General features: G+C 59.8%; 12 protein-coding genes. 8 read left to right on the top strand and 4 right to left on the bottom strand.

The window, feature by feature from the left end; translation table 11 throughout:
* Positions 1-101 precede the first annotated feature (101 nt).
* The 7 genes from PSEUDOMOFG3G_RS01030 (at position 102) to PSEUDOMOFG3G_RS01000 (ending at position 8324) form a co-directional block, all read left to right on the top strand.
* Complete coding sequence (locus PSEUDOMOFG3G_RS01030; RefSeq protein ID WP_139048574.1) at positions 102-458, top strand: DUF6124 family protein; 357 nt, start codon at positions 102-104, stop codon at positions 456-458.
* A 648-nt stretch (positions 459-1106) separates the two neighbouring features.
* The gene (locus PSEUDOMOFG3G_RS01025; protein ID WP_139048573.1) at positions 1107-1715 is read left to right on the top strand and encodes a YqiA/YcfP family alpha/beta fold hydrolase; all 609 of its coding nucleotides are present in this window, start codon (positions 1107-1109) and stop codon (positions 1713-1715) included.
* Positions 1716-1756: 41 nt separating this feature from the next.
* A complete protein-coding gene (parE, locus tag PSEUDOMOFG3G_RS01020) occupies positions 1757-3661 on the top strand; it encodes a DNA topoisomerase IV subunit B (protein WP_047227288.1) in 1905 nt (634 codons plus the stop codon).
* Positions 3661-4647, top strand: a complete 987-nt coding sequence (locus PSEUDOMOFG3G_RS01015) for an esterase-like activity of phytase family protein (RefSeq protein ID WP_139048572.1) — start codon at positions 3661-3663, stop codon at positions 4645-4647. The genes parE and PSEUDOMOFG3G_RS01015 overlap by 1 nt, the downstream gene beginning before the upstream one ends.
* A complete protein-coding gene (locus PSEUDOMOFG3G_RS01010; RefSeq protein WP_076382906.1) occupies positions 4644-5165 on the top strand; it encodes a TIGR02281 family clan AA aspartic protease in 522 nt (173 codons plus the stop codon). The genes PSEUDOMOFG3G_RS01015 and PSEUDOMOFG3G_RS01010 overlap by 4 nt, the downstream gene beginning before the upstream one ends.
* 10 nt (positions 5166-5175) lie before the next feature.
* The gene (gene parC, locus PSEUDOMOFG3G_RS01005; RefSeq protein ID WP_139048571.1) at positions 5176-7440 is read left to right on the top strand and encodes a DNA topoisomerase IV subunit A; all 2265 of its coding nucleotides are present in this window, start codon (positions 5176-5178) and stop codon (positions 7438-7440) included.
* 179 nt (positions 7441-7619) lie between these two features.
* Positions 7620-8324 (top strand): membrane integrity-associated transporter subunit PqiC, encoded by a 705-nt coding sequence (locus tag PSEUDOMOFG3G_RS01000; RefSeq protein WP_047227292.1) that lies wholly within the window; start codon positions 7620-7622, stop codon positions 8322-8324.
* Between the two features lie 237 nt (positions 8325-8561).
* Here PSEUDOMOFG3G_RS01000 and PSEUDOMOFG3G_RS00995 read toward each other — a convergent pair whose 3' ends face one another.
* Positions 8562-10079 carry an AhpA/YtjB family protein gene (locus PSEUDOMOFG3G_RS00995; protein ID WP_047227293.1) on the bottom strand — a complete coding sequence of 506 codons (1518 nt, stop codon included), beginning with the start codon at positions 10077-10079 and terminating at the stop codon, positions 8562-8564.
* 133 nt (positions 10080-10212) lie between these two features.
* Between PSEUDOMOFG3G_RS00995 and serB the strand changes: the two genes are divergently transcribed.
* Positions 10213-11427 carry a phosphoserine phosphatase SerB gene (gene serB, locus PSEUDOMOFG3G_RS00990; protein WP_076382904.1) on the top strand — a complete coding sequence of 405 codons (1215 nt, stop codon included), beginning with the start codon at positions 10213-10215 and terminating at the stop codon, positions 11425-11427.
* A 92-nt stretch (positions 11428-11519) separates the two neighbouring features.
* On the opposite strand, the gene PSEUDOMOFG3G_RS00985 is transcribed toward serB, so the two are convergent.
* The 3 genes from PSEUDOMOFG3G_RS00985 to PSEUDOMOFG3G_RS00975 form a co-directional block, all read right to left on the bottom strand.
* Positions 11520-13280: a molecular chaperone gene (locus PSEUDOMOFG3G_RS00985; protein WP_139048570.1), complete on the bottom strand. Its 1761-nt coding sequence runs from the start codon at positions 13278-13280 to the stop codon at positions 11520-11522.
* Positions 13281-13413: 133 nt separating this feature from the next.
* Entirely contained in the window at positions 13414-14010 is a 597-nt protein-coding gene (locus tag PSEUDOMOFG3G_RS00980) for a serine acetyltransferase (protein ID WP_139048569.1), read from the bottom strand.
* Positions 14000-15217, bottom strand: coding sequence for an O-antigen ligase (locus tag PSEUDOMOFG3G_RS00975; protein ID WP_139048568.1), 1218 nt, complete (start codon positions 15215-15217; stop codon positions 14000-14002). The genes PSEUDOMOFG3G_RS00980 and PSEUDOMOFG3G_RS00975 overlap by 11 nt, the downstream gene beginning before the upstream one ends.
* Between the last annotated feature and the right edge of the window lie 18 nt (positions 15218-15235).

Raw genomic sequence — 15235 nt, 5'->3', positions numbered from 1 at the left:
GTCGGGCTCGTTTACCCCGGTTTTCCAACCTGCGTACGGCTGCCACCCCCTCGCTTGGAAACGAACGTGGTAGCTCCAACCAGTAAACGGAGTGTCACCCTATGTTCAAAGCCACACCCAATCCCCCCGAAACTGATCCCTCATCAGCCCACGCCGGTCTCGATCCCCAAAAACTCGATGAAGCCGCCAAGCGTGCCATCGACCATTATCTCGACCCCAAGCCCCAACCCAAGAAGAAACAACCCTCAGGTCCATTGTTCTCCGTCGCGGAGAGCGCAGACACCGAAACCCTCCTAGCCAACCTCAGCGAAACCCTGGCCTCCGCCAACGCCTTGCTCGGCGACCTGACCTTCGACCTGGAAGGCTCGCGCCGGCATTTCGCCCTGGGAGTCCAGCAGATGATCGAACTCAGTGAATTGTTGGCGAACCGGGCGTTGGATATCGTCGATCCGCGCTAGCGCCGAGCGGAAGCATTGTGGGGGAGCACTTATCGCCGACCTGTCTCCGGTGGCAGTACTTCAATCCAACTGTGGGAGCGAGCTTGCTCGCGATGGCAGCGGCACATTCAGCATTGATGCAAGCAGACCCATCGCCATCGCGAGCAAGCTCGCTCCCACAGGAGAAACGCGATCACCCTAAGCCAGGTCGGCTCTCAGGCCGCCTCGCGGTGGACGTTGATCTCGGCGCCCCGTTAACCACGCTGGCCGAACGCAGGCATTGTGGAGTGGGCATCCCGGCATGGATGCCGGGATAGCCGCGCTGGGCCATGGATGGCCCTTCGCGGCGGGCCCACGGAGCAATGCCGGAGTGAGGGCATGCCGAGCCAAAGCGAGGCACCGAGTGGTGGGGCAGAAGCGCTTTGGTTACTTTCGCCTGGGCCGGCTTCCGGATTTTCGAAAGTGACCCGCTGTAAGAGCGGAACCATAAGTAGCCGTTACCGCAGCAATGGATATGTACTCAATCAGACCGCCATCGCGAGCAGGCTCGCTCCCACAGGTGCTGCGATCGACGGGTCATAGGAGGCGACAACACGGGCAAATCCCCCCCCCAATCACCGCAATCTCCCTGTAAACTCCGCCCTTTGCCCAACACCCAGGGAGTCGGCAATGTCGGGTTCGATCCTTTACATCCACGGCTTCAACAGCGCCCCAGCGTCGACCAAGGCCAGTCAGTTGATCGGAGTAATGGCACGCCTCGGCCTCAGCGACCAGCTGCTGGTGCCAGCCTTGCACCACCACCCCCGCCAGGCCATCGGTCAGCTGGAACAGGCGATTGCACAACTGGGCCGCCCACTGCTGGTCGGCAGCTCGCTCGGCGGCTACTATGCGACTCACTTGGCCGAGCGCCACGGGCTCAAGGCCCTGCTGGTCAACCCTGCGGTCAGCCCCCATCGGATGTTCGACGGTTACCTGGGCACGCAGAAGAATTTGTACACCGATGAAACCTGGGAATTGACCCACGACCACGTCACGGCCCTGGCCGAACTGGAAGTGCCGGCGCCCCAGGATCCGCAGCGGTATCAGGTATGGTTGCAAACCGGGGACGAAACGCTGGATTATCGCCACGCCCAGCAGTATTACCGCGCCTGTGCCTTGCGCATCCAGGCCGGCGGCGACCACAGTTTTCAAGGGTTTGCCCAGCAGTTGCCGGCACTGTTGAGTTTTGCCGGCATTGGCGCCGATTTGTACCAGGCGATCGACTTCACGTCGCTGTGAGCCATCGCCTCTTTTTCATTGAACACTGACGACGAGACCCCATGGCCACTCCCAGCGCTAGCTCTTATAACGCAGACGCCATCGAAGTCCTCTCGGGCCTCGACCCGGTGCGCAAGCGCCCCGGCATGTACACCGACACCAGTCGGCCGAACCACCTTGCCCAGGAAGTCATCGACAACAGTGTCGACGAAGCCTTGGCCGGGCACGCCCGTTCGGTGCAGGTCATCCTGCACGCCGATCACTCGCTGGAAGTCAGCGACGACGGTCGCGGCATGCCGGTGGACATTCACCCTGAAGAGGGCGTGTCCGGCGTCGAGTTGATCCTCACCAAGCTCCACGCGGGTGGCAAGTTTTCCAACAAGAACTACCAGTTCTCCGGCGGTTTGCACGGGGTGGGTATTTCCGTGGTCAACGCCTTGTCGACCCTGGTCCGCGTGCGGGTCAAGCGTGACGGCAACGAGTACCAGATGACGTTCGCCGATGGCTACAAGGCCACCGAACTGGAAGTGGTCGGCACAGTCGGCAAGCGCAACACCGGGACCAGCGTGTATTTTGCGCCGGACCCGAAGTATTTCGATTCGCCTAAATTCTCCGTCACCCGCCTCAAGCACGTGCTCAAGGCCAAGGCCGTGTTGTGTCCGGGGCTGCTGGTCAGTTTCGAAGACAAAGCCACCGGCGAGAAAGTCGAGTGGCATTACGAGGACGGCCTGCGTTCTTACCTGGTGGACGCGGTCAACGGTTTCGAACGCCTGCCGGACGAGCCATTCTGCGGCAGTCTGGCCGGTAACAAGGAAGCGGTGGACTGGGCGCTGTTGTGGCTGCCCGAAGGCGGCGAAAGCGTCCAGGAGAGCTACGTCAACCTGATCCCCACCGCTCAGGGCGGCACCCACGTCAATGGTTTGCGCCAGGGTTTGCTCGATGCCATGCGCGAGTTCTGCGAGTTCCGCAACCTGCTGCCCCGTGGCGTGAAGCTGGCGCCGGAAGACGTCTGGGAGCGCATTGCCTTCGTATTGTCGATGAAGATGCAAGAGCCGCAATTCTCCGGCCAGACCAAAGAGCGTCTGTCGTCCCGCGAAGCAGCGGCGTTTGTTTCCGGGGTGGTCAAGGATGCGTTCAGCCTGTGGCTCAACGCTAACCCGGAAACCGGCTTGGCCCTGGCAGAACTGGCGATCAACAACGCCGGCCGGCGCCTCAAGGCCAGCAAGAAGGTCGAGCGCAAGCGCATCACCCAGGGGCCGGCGTTGCCCGGCAAGCTAGCTGACTGTGCCGGGCAGGACCCGATGCGTTCCGAGCTGTTTTTGGTGGAAGGTGATTCCGCCGGCGGTTCGGCCAAGCAGGCGCGGGACAAAGAGTTCCAGGCGATCCTGCCGTTGCGCGGCAAGATCCTCAACACCTGGGAAGTGGACGGCAGCGAAGTGCTGGCCAGCCAGGAAGTGCATAACATTGCCGTGGCCATCGGTGTCGATCCGGGCGCCGCGGACATGAGCCAACTGCGTTACGGCAAGATCTGCATCCTCGCCGACGCCGACTCCGACGGTCTGCACATCGCCACGTTGCTCTGCGCGTTGTTCGTCCAGCATTTCCGCCCGCTGGTGGACGCCGGTCACGTCTACGTGGCGATGCCGCCGCTGTACCGCATCGACCTGGGCAAAGAGATCTACTACGCCCTGGACGAGGCTGAGCGCGATGGCATTCTTGATCGTTTGGTGGCCGAAAAGAAACGCGGCAAACCGCAGGTCACCCGATTCAAGGGCCTTGGCGAGATGAACCCGCCGCAACTGCGCGAAACCACCATGGATCCGAACACGCGCCGCCTGGTGCAGTTGACCCTGGATGATTTCGAAGCGACCTCGGAAATGATGGACATGCTGCTGGCGAAAAAACGCGCTGGCGATCGCAAGTCCTGGCTCGAATCCAAAGGGGACCTGGCCGAGGTGCTGGCCTGATGCGCAACGGTTTCGCCCTGGCGTTGTTGCTGTGGGCGGGGGTGGTGGTCGCAGGTCCTGCACCGCAGTTGAAGTTGCTGTCCGAGCATGCCGTCGAGGATTTGCGTGGCGGTAACTTGTCCGGGCTGGCCGTGTGCGGGGGTGAAATGTGGACGGTGTCGGATCGCGATGACGATCGGATCTACCGCCTCAAGTCTTCTGATGCGCCGGTCTGGCAAGCAGAAGCCGTTGAAATCGAGGTGCCGCCGGTGCCGGACAGCGGTTTGCCGTGGGGTTTGAGATCACGGACCTGGGCGGCGTCGTACCTGCGCGGTGGCGAGCTGGATTTCGAAGGCATCAGTTGTGACAGTGCCGGCAATCGCTACGTGGTCAGTGAATCCCATGCCGCGGTGTTGCAGGTGTCGCCAACGGGCGCCGCGTCCTGGTTGAAAATCGGACCGGCGATGATCCGTCAGGCGCGGGCCAGCGGCATGTTGCTGCATTTCAATGCTTTGTTTGAAGGCTTGGCGATCAATCCGGCCGGTGATCAGCTATGGCTGGCCGCTGAGCGGGAGCGTCGCGGGTTGTTGCTGATCAAGCGTCAGCAATCGGTGTGGGAGTGTGATGGCAGCTGCGTGTTGCTCAGTGAAGCGGGGAAGCAGATGCAACCTGAGCAGTTTCTCAATGCCCGGGCGGTATCACGGGATTTCGCCGATCTGTCACTGTTCGACGGCAAGCTGTTTACCCTGGAGCGCAACGCTTATCAGATCTGCCGGCGTGACTCGCAAACCGCTCAAGTGGAGCGTTGCTGGTCGTTCGCCGCCGAGGCGTTGCAGGAAAACCGTCGTTATTCACAGAACTACGGCTTGGCCGAAGCGCTGGTGGTGGATGCCGAGGGCGCCTGGGTTGGTCTGGATAACAACGACGGGGCACGGGCCGACGGTGAACGGCGGCCGATCATCTGGCGCTTTGCCGCGCCGGACGGTGGTTGGGGCGCCACGCCATGAGCCAGCAACCGCCGGGCAAGCGCGCCGGCCGGGTGTTGATGATACTGGCCTGGTGCGCGGCGCTGTTTCTGGCGACGCGGTTTTTTGCCCAGTGGGAGCAGCGTGCGCAGAATCCCAATACCGAGGTGTATTCGCAAAAGGGTGAAGGTTTTATCGAGGTGAAGCTGGTCAGCAATAAACAGGGGCATTTTGTCGCCAGCGGCCAGATCAACGGCCAACCGGTGGACTTCATGCTCGACACCGGCGCCACGGACGTGGCGATCCCGCAGGAGCTGGCCGCGCGCCTCAAGCTGGAAAAAGGTTTCGGTGTGACGTTGAGCACCGCCAACGGTTTGAGCGAGGGTTATCGCACCCGTATCGACCGTTTGCAATTGGGTGACATCGTATTGCGCGATGTCCGTGCTCTGGTGGCGCCAGGCCTGGGCGGCACGCAAGTGCTGCTGGGCATGAGCGCCCTGAACAAACTTGAATTTACCCAGCGCGGCGGCACCATGTTGCTGCGCCAGACAACGAACTGATGAGGCCCGCATGAGCGACATTCTTGCAGACAGCTTAGACGGCGTAGAGCGCCGGTCGCTGGCTGACTTCACCGAAAATGCCTACCTCAATTACTCCATGTACGTGATCATGGACCGCGCCTTGCCGCACATCGGCGACGGTCTGAAGCCGGTTCAGCGGCGGATCATCTACGCCATGAGTGAGCTGGGGCTGGATGCCGATTCCAAGCACAAGAAGTCGGCGCGTACCGTCGGTGATGTGCTCGGTAAGTTCCATCCCCACGGTGACTCGGCCTGCTACGAAGCCATGGTGCTGATGGCCCAGCCGTTCAGCTACCGCTACACCCTGGTGGACGGCCAGGGGAACTGGGGTGCGCCAGACGATCCCAAGTCTTTCGCTGCCATGCGTTACACCGAGGCGCGGCTGTCGCGTTATTCCGAGGTGCTGCTCAGCGAGCTGGGCCAAGGCACCGCAGACTGGGGGCCTAACTTCGACGGTACTCTCGATGAACCTCTGGTGTTGCCAGCGCGTTTGCCGAACATCCTGCTCAATGGCACCACCGGTATCGCCGTGGGCATGGCCACCGATGTGCCGCCCCACAACCTGCGGGAAGTGGCCACCGCGTGCGTGCGCTTGCTGGACGAGCCCAAAGCCACGGTGGAGCAGCTCTGCGAACACATTCAGGGCCCGGACTACCCGACCGAAGCGGAAATCATCACGCCGCGCGCCGACTTGCTGAAGATCTACGAAACCGGTCGCGGTTCGGTGCGTATGCGCGCGGTGTACCACATCGAAGATGGCGACATCATCGTCACCGCCCTGCCGCACCAGGTTTCCGGGGCCAAGGTGCTGGAACAGATTGCCGCGATGATGCAGGCAAAGCCGTCGAAAGCACCGCAAGTCGCTGACCTTCGCGACGAATCCGACCACGAGAACCCCTGCCGGATCGTGATTATTCCGGTCAACAGTCGGGTTGATCATGACGCGCTGATGCAGCACCTGTTTGCCAGTACCGATCTTGAGTCCAGCTACCGGGTCAACATCAACATCATCGGTCTGGACGGCAAGCCACAGCTGAAAAACCTGCGGGCGCTGCTGGTGGAATGGCTGGAGTTCCGGCTCAAGACCGTGCGCCGGCGCCTGCAATTTCGCCTGGACAAGGTCGAACGTCGCCTGCACCTGTTGGACGGTTTGCTGATTGCCTACCTCAACCTGGATGAAGTTATTCATATCATCCGTACCGAGGAGCACCCCAAGGCCAGCCTGATCGAGCGTTTCGCCTTGAGCGAAATCCAGGCCGACTACATTCTCGATACCCGCCTGCGGCAACTGGCGCGGCTGGAAGAGATGAAGCTGCGGGCCGAGCAGGATGAACTGCTCAAGGAGCAGGCCAAGCTGCAAGCCTTGCTGGGCAGCGAAGCCAAGCTCAAGAAGCTGGTGCGCACCGAACTGCTCAAGGACGCCGAAACCTACGGCGACGACCGTCGCTCGCCTATCGTCGAGCGCGCCGAAGCCAAGGCGCTGAGTGAGCACGATCTGCTGCCGAACGAGAAAGTGACTGTCGTGCTGTCAGAAAAAGGCTGGGTGCGCTCTGCCAAAGGTCATGATATTGACGCGACGGGGCTTTCCTACAAGGCCGGGGATGGTTTCAAGGCGCTGGCGGCCGGGCGTTCCAACCAGTTTGCGGTGTTCGTCGACTCCACCGGACGCAGTTATTCGGTGCCGGCGCATACCCTGCCATCGGCTCGCGGACAGGGCGAGCCACTGACCGGTCGATTAACTCCTCCACCGGGTGCAACTTTTGAATGCGTGCTGATGCCTGATGATGACGGGCTGTACGTTATTGCGTCGGACGCCGGCTACGGGTTTGTCGTCAAGGGTGAGGACCTGCAAGCCAAGAACAAGGCGGGCAAGGCGTTGTTGAGCCTGCCGAATAACGCCAAGGTCATAGCGCCGCGACCTGTGTCCGATCGTGAGAACAACTGGCTGGCTTCGGTGACGACCGAAGGTCGGTTGCTGGTCTTCAAAATCAGTGACTTGCCACAGTTGGGTAAAGGTAAAGGCAACAAGATCATCGGTATTTCCGGCGAACGGGTGGCAAGTCGTGAGGAATATGTCACGGATATTGCAGTGTTGCCGGAAGGCGCCACGCTTGTGCTGCAGGCTGGAAAGCGTACGCTTTCGTTGAAGGCAGACGATCTTGAACACTACAAAGGTGAACGCGGTCGGCGGGGCAACAAGCTTCCGAGAGGGTTTCAGCGGGTCGATGCACTGCTCGTCGAAAACCTCAATTAAGCGTGCTAGAGCGCTCGGTCTGCGATTAAAAGCCGCAGATCGGCACTTTCGCGCTGGAGTCGGAGCGCATATTCACGGATGATAGGCCCTTTCAAGCGCCGGCGTGGCCGAGCGTTCTTCATATTGACCGAGTATTTTTTCACTGTGGTAAGCCTTGTGGCCGCCACCTGGACGGGACGATGACTGCTCTGCGCCTTCCTATTTTGTGGCTCGCCGGCCTGCTTGGCCTGGCGGGCTGTAGCGTCAATCAGCCAGTGTCGCTGTATCAACTCGACAGCGGAAACCCGGCCCAGCCTGCACAAAGCGCAGGCATGGCGGTATTACTGGGCCCGGTATTGATTGCCGATTACCTGCAACGTGAAACCCTATTGCAACGCCAACCGGACGGCAGCCTGCAGGCTGCCACCGACGGTCGTTGGGCCGGCAGCCTGTCGTCGGACATTGACCAGCTGTTGCTGCGTCAGGTCGCCGGGCATCTGGACAGCCAGCGCGTAGTACTCGCGCCGGCCACCCAGGGCTTTACCCCGGATGTTCAGGTCTTGCTGTCGATTACCCGGCTGGATTCGGGCGAATCGCAACCGGCGGTACTGGATGCCCAGTGGCGCCTGATCGATCGTCGCGGAAAGGTTCGCGAGAACCGGATCATTCATCTGCAGGAGCAACATGCCGGCGGTACCGCGGCGCAGGTCCAGGCTCAGGGCGTGCTGCTGCAACGTCTGGCCGAGCAACTGTCCGTGGCGCTCAAGCCTTTGGCCAACCAGCCGCCTGTCGCAGAGGTGCCGCGCAAATCTGCTCCCGCAGCGACCAAAAAGGTCGAGAAGGAAAAGGACAAGATTCCAATGGCCTTGCCGATCCGTACGGACATGGAAGTGTTCAGGTTCTGATGGTTGAACTGGATGCAAAACAAAGCCCGCGTTGATGCGGGCTTTGTTGTTTCTGTGGGGTGCAGTCTCGGGTGTCTATGCCGGCCTCATCGCGAGCAGGCTCGCTCCCACACTGGATCTGTGGCTAGCAGAGGTCCCTGTGGGAGCGAGCTTGCTCGCGATGAGGTAGGCGAAGGCCACAAAAAAGCCCGCAGACAATCATTCATCTGCGGGCTTCGTCATTTCAGGTGTTGAGGCTCAGGCCTGACGCTCATGCATCCGCGCCAGTTGTCGCTCCAGCATCGACGGATAAGGCTCCATCAGTCGCTCGACGCAGCATGCGCCTTCCGGGCTGGCGATAGGGCGGATGCGGGCGCGCTGGCGGATCAGGGCGTCGTCGTTGATCTTGCGCTCCACCAGCAGCAAGTTGCGGCTGTGCTGCGACAGGGCCAGGGCGTCCTGGGCGGTTTCGGTCAGCAGCAGGTCGATCTGGCTCAGGCCGAACAGCCCGTCACCCAAGGTCAGGCCCAACTGCAATTGCAGGGTGATGCCGCTGTCGGCGACTTCGATCTGCAACTGGTGGCCCAGGGCTCGGAGCAACTCACCGCAGCAAATGGCGTTGGTGAGGTAGTCATCACCGCTGTCCTCGGTATGGAACAGCATCAGCGTGCTGCCATCGTTCAGGGTGTGCAGTTGGCCCTGATACAGCGATGCGGCTTGGTCGAGGCAGTCGCGGTAACGCTCAAGCAGTTCCTTCAGGCGCGCCTGGGGCAGCCGGCGCAGTTGGTCCTGGGCGCCCAGTTGCACGGCCAGCACGGCACTGTGTTGGGGCAGGTCCGAGGCGACGGGTCTGGCGACCGATTGCGGCTCATCGGCGATTGAGTCGTCACGCAGGTCGGCGAAAGCATCGTCGTCTTCATCGTCCTCTACCGTGCGGACCACGCGGCGTGGCCCGGGCCTGGAGGCGGGTAGAGGTTGGCTTTCATCGAAGTCCGGGTCCCGCAGGTTACGCACTTCGAAACCTGGTTCGGCTTCGTCGTCGTCACTGTAGTCGATGTCTTCAGGCTCCGGCACGGGGGCAGGTTCCGGGGCGAAGCTGGCGTGCAGTTGCCGAGCCAGATCGCCAATTTCGTCCTGGCGCTGGGTCGCTGGGGTGTGCTCGTCGATATCCCGCAGCCAGACCCGCAGTTGCAGCAATGGCGTAGAGATGTGCCGTCCCAGGCGCAAGCTCAAGGCCAGCGCCAGCGCGAGCAATATCGCGCTGAGGATGCCCATGCTTTGCAGGCTGATGGTCATCGGCTGCTGGAACTGGTCCATGTCCAGGCTGATGCGCAGTTGCCCGGCGGTCACGTCCTGGAAAGTGATCCTGCTCTGGTACATGCCGCCGGATTCGCCCAGCAGGCCCGGCTTGGGACGCTGGCCGGCTTCGGCGAGGATGCGGTTGTCCACGCTATAAATGGCGGCGTGGGCCACCAGTTTGTTTTTGGTGAGGTTGTTGAGCAGCACGTTGAGGCTGAGGATGTCGTTGGACACCAGTAGCTCGGTGGCGGACGTGGCGGTCTGCGTGGTCAGGCTTTCGCCCAGGGCATCGGCCTGCTCGTGCATTGCCTGCTTGAACTGCAGGCCCATCACACAGGCATAGATCACCAGGGCCAGGGCGACCAGGATCACGTTATGGCTGGCAATGCGCAATGCAATCGGCACGCGACGGTGGCGCAGTGCACGGAAGATCAGCAGAAAGAAATTGTCGGTTTTGACTGGCGTGGGCCGGTTCACTGAGCTCGGCTCTTTGTCCGTGAAATTGACGCGCAGTATAGCGACAGGCCCATGACCGGCAAAGCACCGACGGTGCCCGATGGTCACTGAAAGTGGGTAGAATGCGGTTTTTTTCCACCTGCGGGGGTGCGCCTTGCGCGAAATCGTCCTGATAAACATCACTGGCAGTGACCGTCCGGGTCTGACTGCGGCCATTACCGGCGTTCTGGCCCAGGGTGGTGTGAACATTCTCGACATTGGTCAGGCGGTGATTCACGACACACTGTCGTTCGGCATCCTGGTTGAAATCCCGGACGCCGAGCAAAGCAAGTCGGTGCTCAAGGACATCCTGTTCACCGCCTACAAACTCGACCAACAGGTGCGTTTCACCCCGGTGTCCGAAGCCGATTACCAGCATTGGGTCAATGGCCAGGGCAAGAAGCGTCACATCGTGACCCTGTTGACCCGCAAGGTTACCGCCGAGCAATTGCAGCGGGTCAGTTCGATCACTGCCAAATACGACCTGAACATCGACCACATCGACCGTTTGTCCGGGCGCATGCCGCTGGATACGCCGGATGACAAGGGCAAGGGCTGCATCGAATTCTCCGTGCGCGGCGAGCCGGCCGATCCCCAGGCGCTGCGTGCCGAGTTCCTCAGCGTGGCCCAGGAGTTGAATGTCGACATCGCGTTCCAGGAAGACTCGCTGTTCCGCCGCAACCGCCGCCTGGCGGTGTTTGACATGGATTCGACGCTGATTGAAGCCGAAGTCATCGACGAACTGGCCAAGGCCGCCGGCGTGGGCGACAAGGTGTCGGCCATCACTGAGCGAGCCATGGCCGGCGAGTTGGATTTTCGCGCCAGCTTCAAGGAGCGCCTGGCGCTACTCAAGGGGCTGGACGTCAGCGTGCTGGACTCCATCGGCGCTTCCTTGCGCCTGACCGAGGGCGCCGAAACCCTGTTCGCCGAACTCAAGCGTCTGGGCTACAAGACCGCGATCCTGTCCGGGGGCTTCACCTACTTTGCCAAGCAGTTGCAGGCCAAACTCGGCATCGACTACGTGTTCGCCAATGAACTGGAAGTCGTGGATGGCAAGGTCACGGGCGTGGCCGTCGAACCGATCGTCGATGCCCAGCGCAAGGCGGATCTGTTGCGCGAACTGGCCGAGAAGGAAGGCCTGCGCCTGGAACAGACCATCGCCGTCGGCGACGGCGCCAATGACCTGCCAATGCTGGCGATCGCCGGTCTGGGCGTGGCGTTCCGCGCCAAGCCGCTGGTCAAGCAGTCGGCCCGGCAGGCGATCTCCACCCTCGGGTTGGATGGGGTGTTGTATCTGCTGGGCTTCAGGGATCGCGACGGGCAGCTCTGACTCAATCTCCTGTGGCAAGGGGATTTATCTGTGGGAGCAAGTTTTGCTCCCACAGAGAGCTCTCTCTTCACAAAGGGTTATGTATTGGCGGTCTAAAGCGACTTCCACAACGAATCAAAATCCCCTTCATTGTCGTGGCCATCTCCGGTGGTCGCTGAGTCTTCCTGTCGATAAGCAAACTGGTTGAAGCTGTGCGTGCTGGTCACCCGTCGGTCCAGGCTGGCGCGGCGTTCCTGGCCGTTGGTGTTGATCAGCACTTGCTGGCCTTCCTGGAAAGGCAGACGGGGCGCGATCATGGTGGGAGGCAGGTCAATAGCGCTGATCTCAGGCAGCAGCAGCCCTCGCAGGTAGTGACCATGCTCATCCTTCTCTCGTACCAGTTGCAGCCCGCAAGGCTGGGCATGAGGCGCGACCAGCTCGATACCCATTTGCATGGCGCCATTGCGCACTTGCCTGATCCAGCGCACCACGGCGATGCTCCAGGCTTGATCGTTAGTGTCGCGAATGCCGACCATTTCCCCGGCCTGCAGTTGCTCAGGCACCTCCTTCGGCCAGCCGAGGCAGTAACCTCCGGGGCTGTGATTGATGATGGGCAGGTCGTAGGTCGCGAAGTGGTGCTGGTTGTCGGAGCTGGCGCCGTCGTCATCGGCCGGATTGACCGGGTACTCGATTTCTTCATAGGGCAACAGATCACTGTCACCGGTCGCAGCTGCGTCGAAAGCCTGGCTCCAGGTGTCGTTGGTCTTGGTCGGTGTGGCCTCGAACCGGGCCTTGCGCGTTGCAGAGTCCTTCAGGATTTCGCTGAAAGAGCGCTCGCCGCCCAGGTAATAGTGCAAAGCGCTCATGCCCACGCAGAGCGTCAGCGTGCCGTTGCCCTCCGTGCGCTGGAAGCTGCGTTCGACCGCTTCGCCCCAGGCCGCTTGCAGGTGATGCAAGGTGTCGGCGTTCATTGCGCCAGGCACGGGCAAGGTGTGATCGTCGGGTTGTTCCAGATGAGTGGCAATGGCGCGCACCAGCGGCTGCGGATCGAAACCCAGCAGGCTGGGCTGTTGCTCGGCCCTGAACTTGGAGCGATAGCGCGGTCCGATATCCAGTTGCGGTGCAACGGCGAACAGGCTCGTGGCGGTGGTGGCCGGGTCCAGCGTGACCTTCTGACTCCAGGATTCGAGCACCTCGACGAGTCGCGCAATCTGGCCCTGGCGCAGTTGATTGCTGCGTGAGGTGCCCAGCAGCAGGGCGACCACGTAGGTTTGCTCAACATTCAACTGATGCACCTGGCTGGCCAGTTCATCGCTGACGCTGAGGTGTTGCAGCCGATGGTGGCAGGCGATTCGGTACAACTGATGCAAATCGAGCCACAGCCCTTCGGGTACCGGGCTATACAACTGGCTGATACGCAGCAGCGTGCCGTCCAGCGCATGCATCGCGCGTTGCAGCGCGGTGCTCAGCAGTCGGGCGCGGTCCTTGGAGTATTTCGGCGAGATGCGCGCGACGATCTGTTTGTAACCCATGGCCAATTGGGTTTGCAGGGCCTGGCACAGGTTGACGATCTTGCGCGAGCGCTCATCCAGAACGATGGCCTGTTGCAAAAAATGCCGCTCCAGGTGTTTGCAGACGTAATACACCTCGGGCCGCAACAATTCGAGCAGTAGCAGGCGATTCTCGCTGGGGGTGAGCAGTTGGTTGAGTTCGCCGATGGCCTGGTACAACAGGCGTGCGGTTTCGCCGATATTGGCCTTGGGCAGGTTGGCGATCCAGCGCTTGAGGTCGCGCGGCGTGGCGTCGCAGAACGACAGGCGCGACTGGGTCGGTGTCAGAACGCGCGAAAGCTGGAGAGGGCTGGTCTCATTCATGCCGTGGATGGGCTCCGTCGGGAAATGAAAGGGATGTTCCCAACTCTAGCAGCTGTGGCCGAAAGAGCGTGTGGTATCGACGTTCGTTGGGCGCTCATTGCTCGAGGTGCAATCGAAGAGCGGTTGCGCTTCTTCAGCCCCCTTTTTTCGTCTGGTTTTGCAGGCGACCCATTGATTGAGGATCGTACCGCTTCATTTCACCTACGCTCTTAGTGATGTACATGTGGTTGGACGGTACGCTCTTGTTGACGAAAGCACCGGCGCCAATAATGACATTGTCACCCAGCTCGAGATCATCAGAAATAATGCACGCGTGTGCGTGAACCCTTACTCCATCGCCAATGCGCAATGCCGCGAATTCGCGTTGTCCCTTAATGCCAAGTGTGCAGTTTTGCCAGATCCTGAAGTCTTTCCCGATAATGGCATGGGAGGTTATGACTATTCCGTTCGGGTGGGCAATCCAAAGTCCTTCCCCGATGCTGGCTCCCAGCATGATCTCGACGTTGAATTGGCGGCTTATTCGTTCGTTGAGCAGCTTGCCGCGTCGTCTCCAGAATTTACTGTCTTGCTGATGCATGGCATAGGCCAGGCGAAACCAGAACAAATAACGGTATCTGTTGATCTTATGGCACTTCAGGAAAAGCCGTCTCCATTTGAACGGTTTATCCAGGCCACCCAGAATTTCGATATGCCAGTAACGCTTGGCTGACCGGAAAATATCAATGAGCATGAGCCGCCTCTTTGTGCGGGACAACTGGACGGGTTGTTTGGGAGAGAATTATTCCGATCGGTAACCAGAAGACAATCCAATAGACACCCGGTCTGTTGAATACGGTGTGATAGTCAAACAGGGCGGCGGTAATACCAAATAAGAATAGAGGCAGACCAATCGAACCCATGGGAAGCCTCCAGGCTCTCTTGTCCAGAGAGTATTTGAAGGCGTAAAAAATGGTTAGGAGCATCAGTGCAGCGCCCATGATCCCAAATTCATAAAAGAACTGAAGGAGCAAGTTGTGTGCTTGGTTGAAACATACTGTCCCGGCAATGCAGAAGTCAAAATCACGACCTGCTCCCGCGCCGAATATCCAGAAATCTCCAAAGCGGCTCAGCCAGCCGGCCCATATATCATCCCGCAGGCTGAAGCCACGGCCTTGCTGCTGAATCAGTATGGGCCATAACCATGCCGCGAGAACGATAAAAAATATACCTGCCAGGTACAACCATTTTCTTGATCTGTAATTATGGTGGAAAAGAATGGTGGTGCAGGCGGCCATGCCGTAACCAAGCCAGACAGCTCTGGAGAGGGTGCAAAACAGATACATCGATAAGCCCAGTATGCACACCGAGAATAGAACTCTGGACCACAAACCGAAGGTTTTGGTCAGCAGGAGGTGAAAACCGTAGATACCAAAAAAACCAAAGTAAAGAGCGGCAATGATGGGGTTCTTGAAATTCGCGTAATCGCCATAACCCAGGCTAAATATTCGCTTGCCACTGAACAGGATGTTCTGCCCGTGTTGCACGGAGTGGATCAGCAAGCCAGCAATGGCAAAGAGTCCCGCCACTACAAAGGTAAGGGTGAGGCATTTTTCAAGTAGTCCCTCCCTGTTCAATATATGGATTGCACCCAAGTACAGGGTAATATACAACACGGTTTTGAATTGTATAAAAGCAGATGTCGCTGCGTTGGGGTTCAGCAATGCCATTAGCATAGAAAAGGCAAGCAGTAGAAGAATGGGTCGATATCGTTTTTGGGTAAGGCTTCTGCGCAGGTCTGTGTCGCCAATACATAAAATCAACGCAGGCAGGAAAAGACCAAGATTGGATATGGTCGTGTAAGTACTGCCGTCAACGATGAAGAGTAACCCGGTTAGGTGTGTAGTGAATCCGATCGTTAAAATGAACAATGTGTATCTTAAAACAGCCGAACTCTTCATGCCTGTTTTCCAGGGGTA

Source organism: Pseudomonas sp. FG-3G (assembly GCF_901007645.1).
GTDB lineage: Bacteria > Pseudomonadota > Gammaproteobacteria > Pseudomonadales > Pseudomonadaceae > Aquipseudomonas > Aquipseudomonas rhizophila.
This window is presented reverse-complemented; position numbering and strand designations above follow the sequence as displayed.